The sequence below is a fragment of the Desulfotomaculum defluvii genome (assembly GCF_054657375.1).
Genome location: NZ_BAAHYV010000007.1, coordinates 675,242 through 692,091 on the forward strand (window position 1 = coordinate 675,242; position 16,850 = coordinate 692,091).

A 16,850-nucleotide genomic window follows, 5' to 3' on the forward strand; every position below is an offset into this window, starting at 1 on the left:
ATTAAAATATAATCTAGATAGTATCAGGAGGATCAAAATATGCGTGTTAGTCAAATGTTAGTTCCAACTTTAAGGGAAGTTCCTGCAGAGGCTGAAATTGTCAGCCATCAGCTATTACTTAGGGCTGGGTTTATTAGGAAAACAGCCTCGGGAGTCTATACATACCTACCATTAGCCCAAAGGGTTCTTAAAAAAATAGAACATATTATTAGAGAAGAAATGGATAAACAGGGCGGACAGGAATTATTAATGCCCATCATTCAACCTGCGGAACTATGGCTAGAATCGGGACGCTGGCACGTATATGGACCAGAGTTGTTCCGCCTCAAAGATCGCCATAATCGTGATTTCTGCTTAGGACCTACCCATGAAGAAGTTATTACTACCCTAGTACGAGGCGAAGTACGTTCCTATAAGCAAATGCCCTTATTGTTGTACCAAATTCAAAACAAGTTTAGAGATGAACGCAGGCCAAGATTTGGTTTGATGCGTGGTAGAGAGTTTATCATGAAGGACCTATATTCCTTTGATAGGGATGAAGCTGGCCTTGACATTAGTTATCAGAAAATGCACAAGGCTTACACAAATATCTTTACTCGTTGTGGTGTTCAGTTTCGCCCGGTTGAGGCAGATTCCGGTGCAATTGGCGGCAGTAGTACCCATGAATTCATGGTATTAGCAGAATCGGGTGAAGCAGCTATTTTGTATTGCTCTGCCTGTGATTATGCAGCCAATGTTGAGAAGGCCACCACACTGCCTGCGGCAGGACTAGATCCCTCTATACAACAGCTAGAACTGCAGGAAGTAAGCACACCTGGTAAAAAGTCTGCTGAAGAGGTAGCTGCCTTCTTAGGTATTGAGCCTTTCCAAGTAATTAAAACAATGTTTTATAAAACAGATCAAGAAGTTGTGGCTGCACTGGTTCGCGGTGACCGTGATGTCAATGAGATAAAATTAATAAATACCCTTGGAGCCCTAACTCTGGAACTTGCTGACGAAAAAACTGTGCAACAAGTTAGCGGTGCACCTACGGGATATGTGGGTCCTGTAAATCTTAACGGGGTTCGTATTGTAGCGGATCCTGAAGTCATGGCCATGACTAATGCCATTGCAGGAGCAAATAAGCAAGATGCACACTATGCCAATGTAAATCCTCAAAGAGATTTTAAACCTGAGATGGTAGAAGATATTCGCATGGTTAAGGTTGGGGAACCTTGCCCCAAATGCGGTGCCCATTTATTGGAAGCTCGGGGTATTGAAGTTGGACAAATCTTCAAATTGGGTACTAAATATAGTAAAACCTTAGGGGCTAATTTCTTGGATGAGAACGGCAAAGAACGTCCCATAGTTATGGGTTGCTACGGAATTGGGGTTAGCAGAACTATGGCCGCAGCCATTGAGCAAAACTATGATAAGGATGGCATAATCTGGCCTGCCAATATTGCACCATATCATGCCATTGTTATTCCAGTGGCTCCCAAAGATGAAAATCAGATGAAAATAGCAGAAGAACTCTATCAGCAGTTAAACCAAGCCAATGTAGAAACAGTGATCGATGATCGTACCGAACGTCCTGGAGTGAAGTTTAAGGATGCTGATCTCATAGGCTATCCTTTGAGAATAGTAGTTGGTAAAAAAGCCATTGAGGAAGGTGTAGTAGAGATCCGTCTACGCCGGTCTGGTGAAACAGAGATAGTACCTGTTAAGGATGCTGGGTCTAAAATTTTAGAGATTTTATCAAAACTGTAGGAGCATGGTGAATGTTAAATAAAGTTCTCGTATTGTCGGTATCTGCCGGCGAAGGACATATGAGGGCAGCTGCTGCTATAAAAGAAGAATTATTGAGCAGAAATCCCCATGCCGAAGTTATTATCCTTGACACCTTTAGGTATGCCAGTCCTCTTTTAGAAAAAGTAGTACTGGGTACCTATATGGAAATTATAAAAATGACTCCCATAATTTACGGCTATCTATATAAACAGGCAGAAAAGGAAATACCCTTTTCTGGTTTTGCGAAAAACGAATTTAATCGAATCATGAATCTCTTGGCTGCACCAAAGTTGATAAGCTTTATTGAACAGATGCAGCCACAGTTGGTTCTGTGTACGCATCCATTTCCTTTAGGGATATTGGCTCATTTGAAAAGCAGAGGGAAATGTCATGTGCCAATTGTTGCTGCCATAACTGATTTTACAGTTCATCCTTTCTGGTTATTTGAAGATGTAGATAGCTATTTAGTAGCAACAGATCAGTTGGTTAAATCCTTCATTGAACATGGCATCCAATTTAATAAAATTAAGGCTACGGGAATTCCCATAGACCCTAAATTTGCTTTGGCCAAAGATAAAAGTTTATTGCGGCAACAATGGAATTTAGACCCTAAGCAGCCAGTTGTTTTAATTATGGGTGGGGGATTAGGTATGGGCCCCCTGGCCGAGGTGGTCAAAGAGTTGGCCAGTTCGGGATTACCTTGTCAAATGATTGTGGTCTGTGGTCGTAATGAACAATTGCGTAACAAACTTTTAAAATTACAGTCTACCTTATCTAAGGATGTAAAGATACTTGGCTATATCAACAATATCGAAGATCTAATGGCGGCTAGTGATTTAATGATCGGTAAAGCAGGAGGTCTAACTTCCTCGGAAGCAATGGCCAGCGGTTTGCCAATGTTTATTACAGATCCCATACCAGGTCAAGAGGAACGTAATGCAGAGTTTCTGGAGAGTATTGGGGCTGCTCGATTGGTTAGGGGACTTAAGGATCTGGTATACAATGTAAATGAATTTTTAGGTAAAGCCTCGTTACAAAAATCCATGGCAGATGCAGCCAGGGAAATAGGTCGTCCCAATTCTGCTGCAGCCGCAGTGAATGTTATGGAAGAGTTGGTGAAGTAGCCATTAGCCGTTAGCAATAACTAAAAAGCAAAAGCTAAAAGCTAAAGACTAAAGGCTAGTGATGTAATACACGATTTAACAAACAGTTGTGTGGAGGGTTTCCATTGACGGTTTCACTGATAGATGTACTGGACAGCCAAAGGGTAGAAAAAGATATCTTAGAAGTTATCAAACAGACTGAGGTTGTCAGGGTAGTTGTGAACGTCCCTAGAAAGCAGTGGAAGTTACAATTAAAGTTACAGCAGCAAATATCAAACAAAGAAATAGAGACATTAAAGTCGGCCCTGGCTACCCTTGCACCAGGGCCAGTTTTATTAGAGCTAGAGTTACAAGTTGCAGCAGCCAGACTAGCTAGTAAAGAAATTGATATTCAATACCTTAGGGAAGAATTGATTAAACAATGCCCGATGATACGCGGTTGGTTGCAGAATACTAATTGGGAATGTAAAGATAATTGCTTAGAGATTACATTACCCGATGAAGTTAGTTTAGAACTTTTGCGGGGTAGGGATTGCGACTTATTTCTAGAGGAATGCATCAAAAAAACCTTTGGTCTTCAGTATACTGTGCGTTTTCAAGTAAGACAAAATGCGGCAAACAACATAGAATGGAGCCAGTGCCAAGAAGAAATTGAAAAAAATCTATGGCAAAAAATTGAAGCAGAAAGAGTTAGTGTTCCTAAGGAAAAGAAAAATAATATTACCAAGAGTAACAACCGTGGGGAGAATATCATCATTGGTAAACCCATTAAAGGGGAGCCCAAACCCCTGCGAGAAATTTCTGAAGAAGAAAGAAACGTTGTGGTGGAAGGAAAAACCTTTGATGTTGAAATTAGACAACTAAAATCTGGCCGTCAAATATTAACATTTAATATAACCGATAATACCGACTCAATTGAAGTAAAGAAGTTTTTAGAAGAAGATGATACAGAAACGGGAGAAAAATTGAAAAATGGTAACTGGGTTATTGTACGGGGACCCGTGCAGTATGATAAATTCTCCCAGGAACTAACCGTCATGGCCTTTGACATTAACTTAGGTCAAGGGAAAGATACTACTCGTCAGGACAATGCACCTGAGAAACGGGTAGAACTTCATCTGCACAGTAAAATGAGTTCCATGGATAGTGTGATGAGTGCTGCTGATGCGGTGAAACAGGCAGCGGCATGGGGCCATGAGGCAGTTGCCATTACTGACCATGGTGTTGTACAGGCTTTTCCAGAGGCCTATGCTGCAGCAAAAAAAGCTGGCATTAAACTCATTTATGGTGTAGAAGGTTACTTAATTGACGACGGTATAGCCACTGTCATCAGTCTAAATAGTAACCATGAATTACAATCTGCTGAATACGTTATATTTGACTTTGAAACCACCGGTTTTTCACCACAAACCGATGAAATTATTGAAATTGGAGCAGTTAAATATTTAAATGGTGAGGAAGTAAGTCGTTATGGAACCCTCGTAAAATCAACTAAGGAAATTCCCTTTGAGGTAACAAAGCTTACTGGGATATCTAATGAGATGATCAAGGATGCTCCGGATAGTATAACAGCTTTTACTAAGCTGCGTGAATTTATTGGTGATGCAGTTTTGGTTGCCCATAATGCACCCTTTGACCTTGGTTTTTTGCGGGTTGGTTTGCGTAAGTATTTACAGCAGGAGATCGCCAACACAGTTATTGATACCTTGGGTGTTGCCCGGGTTTTATACCCAAATCTTAAAAACCATAAGCTTGCTACACTGGTGAAAGAATTTAAGATCGATTTACCAAATCACCATCGGGCAGTGGATGACGCTGCTGCCACTGCTAAACTGTGGCAAATATGCCATAAAAAATTGCATGAACAAGAAGTCATAGATATTAAGTCCCTAAGTGAAATTGGTAAGGGAGCCAGTACGGATAAATTAAAATCAAGGCACATCACCATTTTGGTTAAAGATGAGGTCGGCTTAAAGAATCTTTATCAACTAATTACACTGTCTCATCTGCAATATTTTCACCGTCAGCCGCGGCTACCCAGGCGTGAATTGATCAAACACAGAGAAGGCTTACTGGTTGGTTCTGCATGTGAAGCAGGAGAATTATATCAGGCCCTTATGTCAGGTGCATCTGAGGAAGAACTCGAAGAAATTGCATCTTTTTATGATTATTTAGAAATTCAACCCCTGGGCAATAATGAATTCATGATTCGCAATGGTCAAGTGAATGACGAAGAAGACCTGAAAGATCTGAATAAAAAGATTATTGCTTTAGGTAGCAGAGTAGGTATCCCTGTGGTTGCCACAGGTGACGTACACTTCCTAAATCCAGAGGATGAAGTTTATCGGAGAATACTCATGGCAGGTAAAGGCTTTGATGATGCAGATAATCAGGCACCACTATACTTTAAGACTACCGAAGAGATGCTAGAGGAGTTTTCCTATTTAGGCAGGGAGACAGCCTTTCAAGTAGTGGTTTCCAACCCTAGGAATATTGCAGCTTTAGTAGAATCTTTTAAGCCAATTCCAGACACATTACATCCCCCTTATATTGAAGGAGCGGAACAACAGATTACTGATATGACTTTGCAGCGGGCTAAGGAATTATATGGTGATCCATTACCTGAAGTGGTTCAACAAAGGGTTGATAAAGAATTAAAGTCTATTATTGGCAATGGCTTTGCAGTTTTATATTTAATTGCTCATAAGTTAGTTAAAAAATCATTAGATGATGGTTACTTAGTGGGATCAAGGGGTTCCGTGGGTTCCTCTCTGGTGGCAACCATGACAAATATTACTGAGGTAAATCCCTTGCCTCCCCATTACCGCTGCCCTCAATGTCTTAATAGTGAATTTATCATGGATGGTTCCTCCGGTTGCGGTGCAGATATGCCAGATAAAATATGTCCTAAATGTGGTACAAATTACATTAAGGACGGGCATGATATTCCCTTCGAAGTATTTTTAGGCTTTGACGGAGATAAAGTTCCTGATATTGACTTAAACTTCTCTGGGGATTATCAACCGAGAGCCCATAAGTACACAGAGGAACTTTTCGGCAAAGATTATGTTTACAGAGCAGGAACCATTGGTACCATTGCTGAAAAGACTGCCTTTGGGTTTGTTAAAAACTATTTTGAAGAAAGAAATATTAAGAAACGTAATGCTGAAATGAAGAGGCTAGTATTGGGGTGTGCTGGTGTAAAAAGAACAACAGGTCAGCACCCCGGTGGATTAATGGTTGTACCTAACAGTTTAGATGTCCATATGTTTACACCAGTGCAAAGACCTGCGGATGATGTAAAATCAGATACCAGAACAACACATTTTGATTATCACTCAATTCATGATAGTTTAGTAAAATTAGATATTCTGGGACACGATGATCCAACAGTGATTCGAATGCTAGAAGATATAACTGATGTAAATGCCAGAGAAATTCCATTGGATGATCCTAAAACCATGAGTTTATTTTCCTCCACAGAAGCCCTGGGAGTTACAACGGAGGATATACGTTCTCAAGTGGGAACCTATGCCATACCCGAGTTTGGTACTAAGTTTGTCCGTCAGATGTTAGTGGATACAATGCCTACAACTTTTTCGGAATTGGTACGTATTTCAGGTTTTTCCCATGGTACCGATGTTTGGTTGAATAATGCTCAAGATTTAATTCGAGCTAATACCTGTAAACTATCCGAAGCCATCTCTGCCCGGGATGATATTATGGTATACCTTATTTACCAAGGATTGCCCCCAAAACAAGCTTTTAAGATTATGGAAGGTGTGCGGAAGGGTAAAGGTGTTAAGGAAGAGGATGCCGAAGCCATGCGGGCCCAAGGTGTACCAGAATGGTATATTGAATCTTGTCGTAAAATTAAGTATATGTTTCCCAAGGCCCATGCCACAGCCTATGTAATGATGGCCTTTCGTATTGCCTGGTTTAAAGTATATCGACCGGAGGCCTTCTATGCAGCCTATTTTACAGTCCGGGCAGACGACTTTGATGCAGAATTAATGGTACAGGGTCCTAGCAAGATTAAAATGGTAATCGAAGAAATAGAAGAAAAGGGTAATGCTGCTTCACAAAAGGAAAAAAATATGTTGACCATCCTTGAGGTTGCCTTGGAGGCAAACTGTCGCGGGATAAAAATACTACCTGTTAATTTAGATCATTCAGATGCGGCTAAGTTTCTTATTACCCCGGAGGGATTATTATGTCCCTTTGGAGGCCTGCAAGGTGTAGGCGTCTCTGCTGCCCAAAACATTGTAGCAGCAAGGGAACAGGCACCCTTTACTTCTATTGATGATTTAAGGAACAGGGCTAAGGTTTCAAAAACCGTTATAGAAGTATTACAAAATCATGGTTGCCTAAATAATCTTCAGGAATCGGATCAGATGGTTTTATTCTAAGTAGTCAAAAAACAGTACCCTGGCATAGCTTTGCAGAGTACTGTTTTATTATAGCCGCCCATGATCTGTCAGTCACAAACCACTGATCAAAATACAAGGTGTGTATAGGGGATATTGTAATTTGGTGAGGTTAGTTTTCCAAAGAGGATTATTACCCCACGTCCCTTTCCAAATCTAAAGTCTAATAGCTAAAAGCTAATGACAAATCAGCATAAAGCCCTGGGGTAAGGTATTAAACAGTTCCTTAGCATCCTGATCTTGCAGGTAAACACAACTGTAAGATTTAGGAAAGCCTAATTGCTCGTGATTATCCTGCATATTTTCGGGCAGTGGATGAAGTAATATATCAGCATTAAGACGCATCCAAGGAGTTCGGGATGACAAATCTGATTGGCGATTGGCTTCGTAGAGAGTTCCCTGGGGCATGTTTCGATCTGACCTTACTCGCACATTAAATTTTTTTAGGGTTTTACAACCTTCCATAAGCCATAGTTCAGGGGACGGTTCCAGTTTTAATTCTAACCATCGATTTTTACCGAGATTTGTTGTGGAGAAGGAACAAGAAAAATCTAAGGTTTCGTTGCTGGTTGAAGTAAGCCTTGCTTTAACCTTGTATGTTGTTCCAGGCATCATAACTCTTTCGGGAAGATAGCGAATGGTTTTGTCCTTAATGATAGATCGGCCAGGCAAATCTTGAATATCTAGTTTGGCAGATTTTAATTGTTGGTTTGTTTGTAAAATGATTTCTCGTGTTAACCAGATGCTCTTTGAGCCTGGTTCGGGAAATGCTTTTTCAATAAGGAATTCAGGAGTTGTTAAGAATTTAGCCTCGATAGTTTGGCTCAGTTTACCACCATATTGATCAGGAAGCCCAGCCTTAATGTTCATGGTATAACGGTATAGGTTATTTAATTTTTTATCAGGCCAAAATTCCCAGCAACTATAATCTTTTTCACATGACTTGGTGTTAGCGGGTATTAATTTTCCAGGAACAGGGCCAGATACATAATTCGCTATTTTCTGCGGGTCTACATTGGTGTTAAACTGTAATATTATGGGACCTCTTGAAGGAACAGTGTTGTTTGACTTGATGCCCATAAACCTTAATTTAACTTTTCCTTGAAATTCACTTGAGGACCAAACATGGAAGGGCCAGATCATTGCCGGAGCTGAACTGAAATGATAGCGATATTTTCTGCCCAGAGGGTAGGATTTTTCAGTGATCGTTATCTGTAGCTTGCTGGCAGTTAACCACTGATGCTCAAAGGGAACCTTTTTCCCTGTATCTGCCTGGGTAATTATTAAGTCATTGGTGGAGGAAGGCTTCATGGGGGCAAGAAAATTAAAAGTAACCACTACCTTCCCTTCTGGGCTCTCATTAACATGGTGGCTCACCCAGAGACCTATGGTTAACCATAGAGAAAGGGTTAAAAATATTAAAGCAGATACCTGTATGATTCGAGATCTACTAATTTGAATAATCATTTAGGAACCTCCATTATAGCCATCAGCCATCAGCTGTCAGTCATTAGCCTTTATAGATTAGCGTAATCTGGTTGGTTTGGTAATTACCAAAAGCTAAATAAAAGCTAAGAGCTAAAGGCTAAAAGCTAAACGCTAAACGCTAAAGAAAAAACTTTATGATAAGTTATATATTTCCAAGAAAGGTTAGATATGACTAGATAACAAAAGAAAGGTAATAATAGAAACATAATTCGTGTAGGAGGTCAGCTATGGCAAAGATCAATAAAACAGTTGCACTTATTCTGGTTACATTTGTGGCCCTTGGTTCTGGTGTGGCCTATAAGATTACTTCTAGTCAAAATGTTGAAAATCAAATTGTGCAGGAGTCCACTGTAATCAGTGAAACCACTTCCCATACAGAAACTATTACTGATAAAAAGGAGCAGCAAAAACCTGAGGAAAATCTGGCTCAGGAAATCAAAACAGAAGAAAATGTTACGGAATCAGTATCAAAAAATGGTACAGATAATGAAGTTGTAAATAACCCTGTTCAATCAACCCTTTCTAATGAAAAGATGGGTTGGTATTATAAACCCAATAAAGAACACAAGTTACCTGAAGTGAATGCTCAGGGTAAAATATTGTTAGAAATGTATAGAGGTATTTATCATGGAGACAGCAGTGCTAAAAACCTGTACCTGACCTTTGATGAAGGGTATGAAAACGGATATACAGCCAAAATATTGGATACTTTAAAGGAAACAAATGTAAAGGCTGCGTTTTTTATAACAGGCGATTATCTGAGGAGAAATCCTGAGTTGGTGCAAAGGATGGTTAATGAGGGACATGTTGTCGGTAATCATACTGATAATCACCCCAGTTTACCAACGGTAGATAATACAAAGCTAGAGAAAGAAATAAGCTCTCTCAGCAATGCTTTTTCTCAACAAACCGGAGCAAAAATGCAATATTTACGTCCTCCCATGGGAGAGTATAGTGAAAGAACACTAAAACTCACCCACGAAATGGGCTATCGCAATGTCTTCTGGACAGTGGCCATGGTAGATTGGCAACCAGATGCTGGTACACCAGAATCTAATAAGAACACAGTCAAAGAACGTCTACACAATGGTGCCGTAATTCTACTCCATGCAGTAAACAAAGCCAATGCCGATATGCTTGGAAGTCTAATTAATGAATGCAGGGATGAAGGCTACCAATTCCGCAGCCTGAATGAGATAAATTAAATTTGCCATTAGCTGTTAGCCGTTAGTCATTAGCATTTAGCCGATAGTGATTACTCATTAGCTGTTAGGTAATAAACAAAAGCTAAAAGCTAATAGCTTAAGACTTACAGCTATATACAAGATATTACCTTTATACTTATTCCGGGATATGATTTAAAATAAGTGCTGTACTCTAACTAATTGAGGTGCGGCATGATTTATCAATATTCCGGTGTAATTCATGTTCATTCAAACTATTCAGACGGCTCAGCAGATTTTAATGGTATAGCTAAGGCAGCTCGCAAATCAGGAGCTAAGTTTATACTTATAAATGATCACGATACTTTAGAGGGATTGTATCAACAGGGAGAGCAATACTTGCATGATGTCTTGATTTTGGTAGGAGCGGAGGTTTCTCCACCAAGGAATCATTTTTTATGTTATGACATTAACTCAGTTCCTTGCAAAAAACAAATGCCGGCCCAATATGTCAAGGAGGTTTATGAGCAAGGAGGCTTTGGTTTTTTAGCTCATCCAGATCAAAAAGAAAATCCAATTTTTCAGGGTAGGATGAACTGGGATAATTGGGATTTGGATATGCCCTTTGGGTTAGAAATCTGGAATTTCTTTTCTCAATGGATGTCAAGTTTTAAAAATATACAGGGTTTACTAATAAGCTTTCTATTTCCTAAAGCTACATTGCGTGCACCACAACCAGAAACATTACGAAAGTGGGATCTATTAGGAAAACAACGTCCAGTACCGGTAATTGCCGGGGTTGATGCCCATGGTGGGCGTCAATTTAATTGGGTGCCTAATATCTTAAGTAGCTACAAATATCAATTTAACACCTTAAGAACTCATATTCTTTCCGAAGAACCACTGCAAGGAATAATAAATAAAGATCGTAAGATAATTTTATCTGCTATAAAAAAAGGCCGATGTTATTTAGTCAATCATTGTGTTGGGAATGTTAAAGGTTTTTTGTTTTACTTGCAGCATCTTAATGACAAATGGTTTATGGGAGAGGAAGTTAGGTATCGTCCTGAAATGACTTTAAATATCATCCTTTCTGAGAAAGCCCATGTGAAATTAATAAAGGATGGTAGAGTTTTCTGGCAAGGCAGGACTAAAGCTGTGCATATGCCTAACCCTGAAACGGGAGTATATAGAGTAGAAGTTTATAAGGGTAGTATCTGGCGACGACCCTGGATATTTTCGAACCATATTTATATTAGGCCAGCAGGCCATGACCATGTGCAATGAGCTAAAGAACTAAAAGAAAAACAAGCATTTAAAGCCCTCCAAGGCTCATGGTCGTAGCTGACAATAACTCAAGCTAAATACTTTGAGATTTTCCTATAATTTTAATATGACATGTATAAAATTCTTGTTAGAGAGAGACGATATTGCTACAAATTTTCTCAGATAACTGTAAGTCTTGTAAAGAAATTGTTTCCATGGTATACTTATTATGCTTTTTTGTTTGTTAATCTTCTTTTTAATTTTTAGTGTTAGGAGAGGAGTGGGAATTTCCCACTCTTTCGTATTAGTTTGGGTAATAGTGGTAAAGTAAGTAATTAAGGGAGGATTATCTTTGGCTAAAAATACAATCGTTGAAAAAGTAACAGAAGCTGTTAAACCGATTGTGGAGAATTTAAACCTGGAACTTGTGGAAGTGGAATATGTCAAAGAAGGTGGCAATTGGTATCTAAGAGTATACATTGATAAACCCGGCGGTATTGAGTTAGACGACTGCCAAATTGTTTCTGAAAAAATTGATACCCTTCTTGATGAGCTGGACCCAATACCCCAGGCTTATTTTCTAGAGGTATCCTCACCAGGAATTGAAAGACCACTGAAGAAACCCCAGGATTTTGAAAGGTTTAATGGACATTTGGTGAATGTAACCACCTTTGCCCCTGTAAACGGTTCAAAAAGTTTCACTGGTACATTATTAGATTATAACCAAGAGGGAATTCACCTGGACATAAAAGGAAAACAGGTTGTATTACCCCATCAACAGGTTGCCACCGTGAGGCTGGCAGTTGAAATTTGATATTATTGGGGGGAGCAAAAGTGAATAGCGAGTTCTTAGAAGCATTAAGAGACTTAGAAAAAGAAAAAGGCATCGCAGTGGATGTTCTATTGGAAGCAATAGAGGCGGCTTTATTATCAGCCTATAAACGCAACTTTGGATCACTACAAAATGCCAGAGTTCATATTGACAGAGAAACAGGAGATTACAAGGTATATTCCCAACGTACAATTGTTGAAGAAGTTGAAGATGATCGTGTTGAAATATCTTTAGAGGATGCAAGAAATATAGATCCTCGGTTCAATTTAGGAGATGTGGTGGAGGATGAAGTAACCCCTAGAAATTTTGGGCGGATTGCGGCACAAACAGCAAAACAAGTAGTTGTACAACGGATACGTGAGGCTGAAAGGAACATTATCTTTGAGGAGTTTGCCAATCGTGAAGGGGATATTCTAACAGGTATTGTGCAACGTATAGAAAATAAAAATGTTTTTATTGAGCTGGGAAAAACAGAAGCCATTCTTACACCATCTGAGCAGATGCCCCATGAGGATTATAGACCGGGCAGCCGGATAAAAACATATATAGTAGAAGTCCGCAAGACCACAAAGGGACCACAAATTCTTGTTTCCAGAACTCACCCAGGGCTGTTAAAGCGGCTCTTTGAATTAGAAGTTCCTGAACTTCAAGAAGGAGTAGTAGAATTAAAATCCATTGCCCGGGAGGCGGGCTATCGATCTAAAATAGCAGTGTACTCAAAGGATGAAAATATCGATCCGGTAGGTGCCTGTGTTGGACCAAAGGGAATGCGTGTGCAGAATATAGTAACAGAATTGAATGGCGAAAAGATTGATATTATTAAGTGGAATCAAGATCCATCTAAATATGTAGCTTCCTCCCTAAGTCCGGCTAAAGTGGTGGCAGTTGAAGTATGGGAAGATGAGAAGGTAGCTAGGGTAATTGTACCGGATTACCAGCTTTCTTTGGCCATTGGTAAAGAAGGGCAAAATGCGCGTCTGGCGGCGAAACTTACTGGCTGGAAAATTGACATCAAAAGTGAATCTCAGATGACTGATATTTATCCGGAATACAATTTAGAAGATAATCTGGAGGGACATGAGGAACTCTCTCCAACTGAAATCCATCTAGAATCATTGGATGGTGAATATAAATTTGAAGATACATTTAAAGAAAGTGAAGATAAGTAAGGAGGTTTTGCAGTGCCCAAGGTCAAAAAGGTTCCGCTAAGGATGTGTATTGGTTGTCAGGAAATGAAACCCAAGCGAGAACTGACAAGAGTAGTGCGAACCCCCCAGGATACCGTAGAAATTGATCCTACTGGTAAGAAATCAGGTCGAGGTGCTTATCTTTGCCCAAATATGGATTGTTTGCAAAGGGCTATTAAAGGTAAAAGATTAGAACGATCCCTAGAAAAAGTAATATCACCAGAAATTATTGAAACACTTAAACAGGGAATGGTGAAATAGGTGAGTGAGTCAGTAATACATCTCTTGGGGCTTAGTCAAAGAGCAGGAAAGATTGTGTCAGGTGATTTTGCTGTTCGGGAGCATCTTGCTAAAGGTAAAGTTAAACTTTTAATTATAGCTACTAATACTTCAGAAAGAATTAAAGAAGAATATATCCGTATTGGTCAGTCAAAAAAAGTTTCTACAAGGATATTTTTTACCAAAGAAGAACTCGGCTTGGCATTGGGTAAATCACCCCGTGCTGCCGTAGCGATATTGGATCCTAACTTTGCCCGAGGCATAGAAGGCCTGCTGGAAGGAGGAGAAGCCTAGAAAGATACATGGTTTTAATTTTTGGAGGTGGTTCTGTGACAAAAAAACGGGTCCATGAAGTAGCCAAGGAGCTTAACATAGAAAACAAAGAACTTATAAATAGATTAACTGGAATAGGTATAACTGTTAAATCACATATGAGTGCCCTAGAAGATCAAGATGTCCAAAGGGCATACCAACTGTACGGAAAAAAAGCGAATTTAACCCATCAAAAGGCAGCGGAATCTACAAATAAGCAAAATCAGCTAGAACGTGGTAGGGGGCAAGGAATGGAAGAGAGAAAAGAAAAAGATCAGTTATTTAGACCCGATAATACAAAGGGACCGGGATTAGTTGATAGAGTACCTAACCGACCTCCCGACCGAAGGTATGAAGATAAACCGAAAACTACTCAGAGATCAGTACAGGAAGCAAGAGGGACTAAACCAGCAACTGATAGTGATAACGAAACATCCCTTGGAGTGAATAACCAGGGTGGACGACCTCAGAACAATCAGGGAAGTGGTAAACAGTCCTATGGTGATCGTAATCATCAGGGAAGACCTCAAGGGGATCGTCCCCAGGTCGGTCAGGGAAGGCCCCAAGGTCGCCCGCAGGGAGGTGGAAGACCCCAAGGCGGTCAGGGAAGACCCTATGGAGACCGTCCCCAAGGCGGGCAGGGAAGGCCCTATGGAGATCGTCCCCAAGGCGGGCAGGGAAGGCCCTATGGAGATCGTCCCCAAGGCGGGCAGGGAAGGCCCTATGGAGATCGTCCCCAAGGTGGTCAAGGAAGGCCCTATGGAGATCGTCCCCAAGGCGGTCAAGGAAGGCCCTATGGAGATCGTCCCCAAGGCGGTCAGGGAAGGCCCTATGGAGACCGTCCCCAAGGCGGTCAAGGAAGGCCCTATGGAGATCGTCCCCAAGGCGGTCAAGGAAGGCCCTATGGAGATCGTCCCCAAGGCGGTCAAGGAAGGCCCTATGGAGACCGTCCCCAGGGCGGTCAAGGAAGACCCCAAGGGGATCGTCCCCAGGGTGGTCAAGGAAGACCCCAAGGAGGCCCAAGAGGGGGTCAAAACAGAGGAACTGGACCAATCATTCCAAAGCCACCGGAACAAATTGCACAGCCTAAACCAACTAAGGCACCGGATAAAACAAAGGGTGATCGTCGGAAGAATTATGAGAAAGATGGTAAGTGGGCAGACGGTAACATAGAAAGTAACAAACTTTATAAAGGTCGTAACAATAAAGGTAAAAAGAAACAACAGCATCAGCCAGCCCCACCGCCAATTTTAGATAAAAAACCAGTTCAAATTGGGGAAGTTATTACTGTCCAGGAGTTAGCGGAGAAGCTAAAGAAAACTGCGGCAGAAGTAATAAAAAAATTAATGGGCTTAGGTATTTTGGCTACTATCAACCAAGAGGTGGACTTTGATACAGCCACTCTAATTGCCGGAGAGTATGGTATTGAGACAGAACTAAAAGTAGCTGTTGATAAAGAAGCACTAGTTATGGCTGAGCCTGAAGAGAATGAAGAAAACTTAGTGCTCCGTCCGCCGGTTGTTACAATTATGGGTCACGTGGATCATGGAAAAACCTCATTATTAGATGCCATTCGTGAAACCAATGTTACTGCCGGGGAGGCAGGTGGGATTACTCAGCATATAGGAGCCTACCAGGTAGAGCGTAACGGTAAAAAGATTACATTTGTAGATACTCCTGGTCACGCTGCTTTTACTGCAATGAGGGCCCGCGGTGCCCAAATAACGGATATAGCAATTCTTGTTGTTGCGGCTGATGATGGAGTTATGCCCCAAACTGTTGAGGCCATAAACCATGCTAAAGCAGCCAATGTTCCGATTATCGTAGCCATTAACAAAATTGATAAGCCAGACGCTAACCCAGATAAGGTTAAACAAGAGCTTACCCAGCACGAGTTGGTTGTTGAGGACTGGGGTGGCGATGTTATAGCAGTACCGGTTTCTGCTAAACAGCACACCGGACTAGATAACCTTCTGGAAATGATTTTACTAGTGGCTGAGGTTCACGAATTAAAAGCAAATCCTAACCGTATGGCCAGAGGTACCGTTGTGGAAGCAGAACTGGATAAGGGCAGAGGACCAGTGGCCACTGTACTTGTTCAGAATGGGACCCTAAATGTCGGGGATACTATTGTTGTTGGCCATGTATCTGGACGCATCAGGGCGATGATTGATGACAAGGGTAGACGTGTTAAAAAAGCTCTTCCCAGCACACCTGTTGAGATTTTAGGTCTCTCGGATGTACCGGAAGCAGGGGATATCCTTGTGGCGGTGGAAGATGAAAAACTGGCTAGGGACGTTGCAGAAAAACGGAAGATAAGGAAACGGGAGGAAGTACTTAAATCCTCTTCTAAAATTTCCCTTGATGATTTATTTAAACACATCCAAGAGGGACAAATTAAGGAACTTCCGATCATTGTTAAAGCAGACGTACAAGGTTCCATTGAAGCCATAGCCCAAGCATTAGAAAAACTAACTACGGATGAAGTCAACGTAAACCTGATTCATACTGGCGTAGGTGCTGTTAATGAAAACGATATTATGTTAGCTACAGCCTCAAATGCAATTGTCATCGGTTTTAACGTTAGGCCGGATAATAATGCACGAAAACTAGCAGAGGCGGAGAAAGTTGATATTAATCTCTACCGAGTTATCTATGAGGTTATAGATGACGTGAAGAAAGCCATGAGCGGCTTACTTGATCCGGAATTTAAAGAAGTTGTTCTAGGCCACGTCGAAGTAAGGAAAACTTTTAAAGCATCTAAGATTGGTACCATTGCTGGCGGTTATGTAACTGAAGGGAAAATCGTTAGGGATGCAAATGTTCGTGTGATTAGGGATGGTATTGTTATTTTTGAAGGAAAACTTGATTCCCTAAAGCGATTTAAAGATGATGCCAAAGAAGTAGCTCAGGGCTACGAGTGTGGTTTGACCATTGAACGGTTTAATGATATTCAGGAAGGCGATATAGTAGAAGCCTATACTATGGAAACCATTAAACGGGAACTTTAATACTATGTAATA

Annotated in this window: 11 protein-coding genes; 10 read left to right on the forward strand and 1 reads right to left on the reverse strand. The window is 40.8% G+C overall.

Annotation, left to right across the window (positions count from 1 at the left end; genetic code table 11):
* The first annotated feature begins 39 nt into the window (after window positions 1–39).
* The 3 genes from ACYQ03_RS10415 (at window position 40) to ACYQ03_RS10425 (ending at window position 7,282) form a co-directional block, all read left to right on the forward strand.
* Window positions 40–1,749 carry a proline--tRNA ligase gene (locus ACYQ03_RS10415; RefSeq protein ID WP_459909803.1) on the forward strand — a complete coding sequence of 570 codons (1,710 nt, stop codon included), beginning with the start codon at window positions 40–42 and terminating at the stop codon, window positions 1,747–1,749.
* Window positions 1,750–1,760: 11 nt separating this feature from the next.
* Window positions 1,761–2,894, forward strand: coding sequence for an MGDG synthase family glycosyltransferase (locus tag ACYQ03_RS10420; protein ID WP_459909805.1), 1,134 nt, complete (start codon window positions 1,761–1,763; stop codon window positions 2,892–2,894).
* 104 nt (window positions 2,895–2,998) lie between these two features.
* Window positions 2,999–7,282: a PolC-type DNA polymerase III gene (locus ACYQ03_RS10425; protein ID WP_459909807.1), complete on the forward strand. Its 4,284-nt coding sequence runs from the start codon at window positions 2,999–3,001 to the stop codon at window positions 7,280–7,282.
* Between the two features lie 195 nt (window positions 7,283–7,477).
* On the opposite strand, the gene ACYQ03_RS10430 is transcribed toward ACYQ03_RS10425, so the two are convergent.
* Complete coding sequence (locus ACYQ03_RS10430; RefSeq protein WP_459909809.1) at window positions 7,478–8,767, reverse strand: hypothetical protein; 1,290 nt, start codon at window positions 8,765–8,767, stop codon at window positions 7,478–7,480.
* Between the two features lie 248 nt (window positions 8,768–9,015).
* Here ACYQ03_RS10430 and ACYQ03_RS10435 point away from each other — a divergent pair, with 248 nt between their 5' ends.
* The 7 genes from ACYQ03_RS10435 to infB all read left to right on the forward strand — a co-directional run bounded on the left by ACYQ03_RS10435 (window position 9,016) and on the right by infB (window position 16,838).
* On the forward strand, window positions 9,016–9,993 hold the full coding sequence (locus ACYQ03_RS10435; protein WP_459909811.1) for a polysaccharide deacetylase family protein: 978 nt from the start codon (window positions 9,016–9,018) through the stop codon (window positions 9,991–9,993).
* 192 nt (window positions 9,994–10,185) lie between these two features.
* Complete coding sequence (locus ACYQ03_RS10440) at window positions 10,186–11,238, forward strand: CehA/McbA family metallohydrolase domain-containing protein (protein WP_459909813.1); 1,053 nt, start codon at window positions 10,186–10,188, stop codon at window positions 11,236–11,238.
* Window positions 11,239–11,569: 331 nt separating this feature from the next.
* Entirely contained in the window at window positions 11,570–12,031 is a 462-nt protein-coding gene (rimP, locus tag ACYQ03_RS10445) for a ribosome maturation factor RimP (protein ID WP_459909815.1), read from the forward strand.
* Between the two features lie 20 nt (window positions 12,032–12,051).
* Window positions 12,052–13,218 (forward strand): transcription termination factor NusA, encoded by a 1,167-nt coding sequence (gene nusA / locus ACYQ03_RS10450; protein WP_459909817.1) that lies wholly within the window; start codon window positions 12,052–12,054, stop codon window positions 13,216–13,218.
* A 12-nt stretch (window positions 13,219–13,230) separates the two neighbouring features.
* Entirely contained in the window at window positions 13,231–13,497 is a 267-nt protein-coding gene (rnpM, locus tag ACYQ03_RS10455; RefSeq protein WP_459909819.1) for an RNase P modulator RnpM, read from the forward strand.
* Window positions 13,498–13,809, forward strand: coding sequence for a L7Ae/L30e/S12e/Gadd45 family ribosomal protein (locus ACYQ03_RS10460; protein ID WP_459909821.1), 312 nt, complete (start codon window positions 13,498–13,500; stop codon window positions 13,807–13,809).
* A gap of 8 nt (window positions 13,810–13,817) precedes the next feature.
* Window positions 13,818–16,838, forward strand: coding sequence for a translation initiation factor IF-2 (gene infB / locus ACYQ03_RS10465; RefSeq protein WP_459909823.1), 3,021 nt, complete (start codon window positions 13,818–13,820; stop codon window positions 16,836–16,838).
* Window positions 16,839–16,850 lie beyond the last annotated feature (12 nt).

Excerpts from the sequence above, each read along its gene's own strand:
- ACYQ03_RS10415 (WP_459909803.1), top strand. The coding sequence starts at position 40 with ATGCGTGTTAGTCAAATGTTAGTTCCAACTTTAAGGGAAGTTCCTGCA.
- ACYQ03_RS10420 (WP_459909805.1), top strand. The coding sequence starts at position 1,761 with ATGTTAAATAAAGTTCTCGTATTGTCGGTATCTGCCGGCGAAGGACAT.
- ACYQ03_RS10430 (WP_459909809.1), bottom strand. The coding sequence starts at position 8,767 with ATGATTATTCAAATTAGTAGATCTCGAATCATACAGGTATCTGCTTTA.
- ACYQ03_RS10435 (WP_459909811.1), top strand. The coding sequence starts at position 9,016 with ATGGCAAAGATCAATAAAACAGTTGCACTTATTCTGGTTACATTTGTG.
- ACYQ03_RS10440 (WP_459909813.1), top strand. The coding sequence starts at position 10,186 with ATGATTTATCAATATTCCGGTGTAATTCATGTTCATTCAAACTATTCA.
- infB (WP_459909823.1), top strand. The coding sequence starts at position 13,818 with ATGGTTTTAATTTTTGGAGGTGGTTCTGTGACAAAAAAACGGGTCCAT.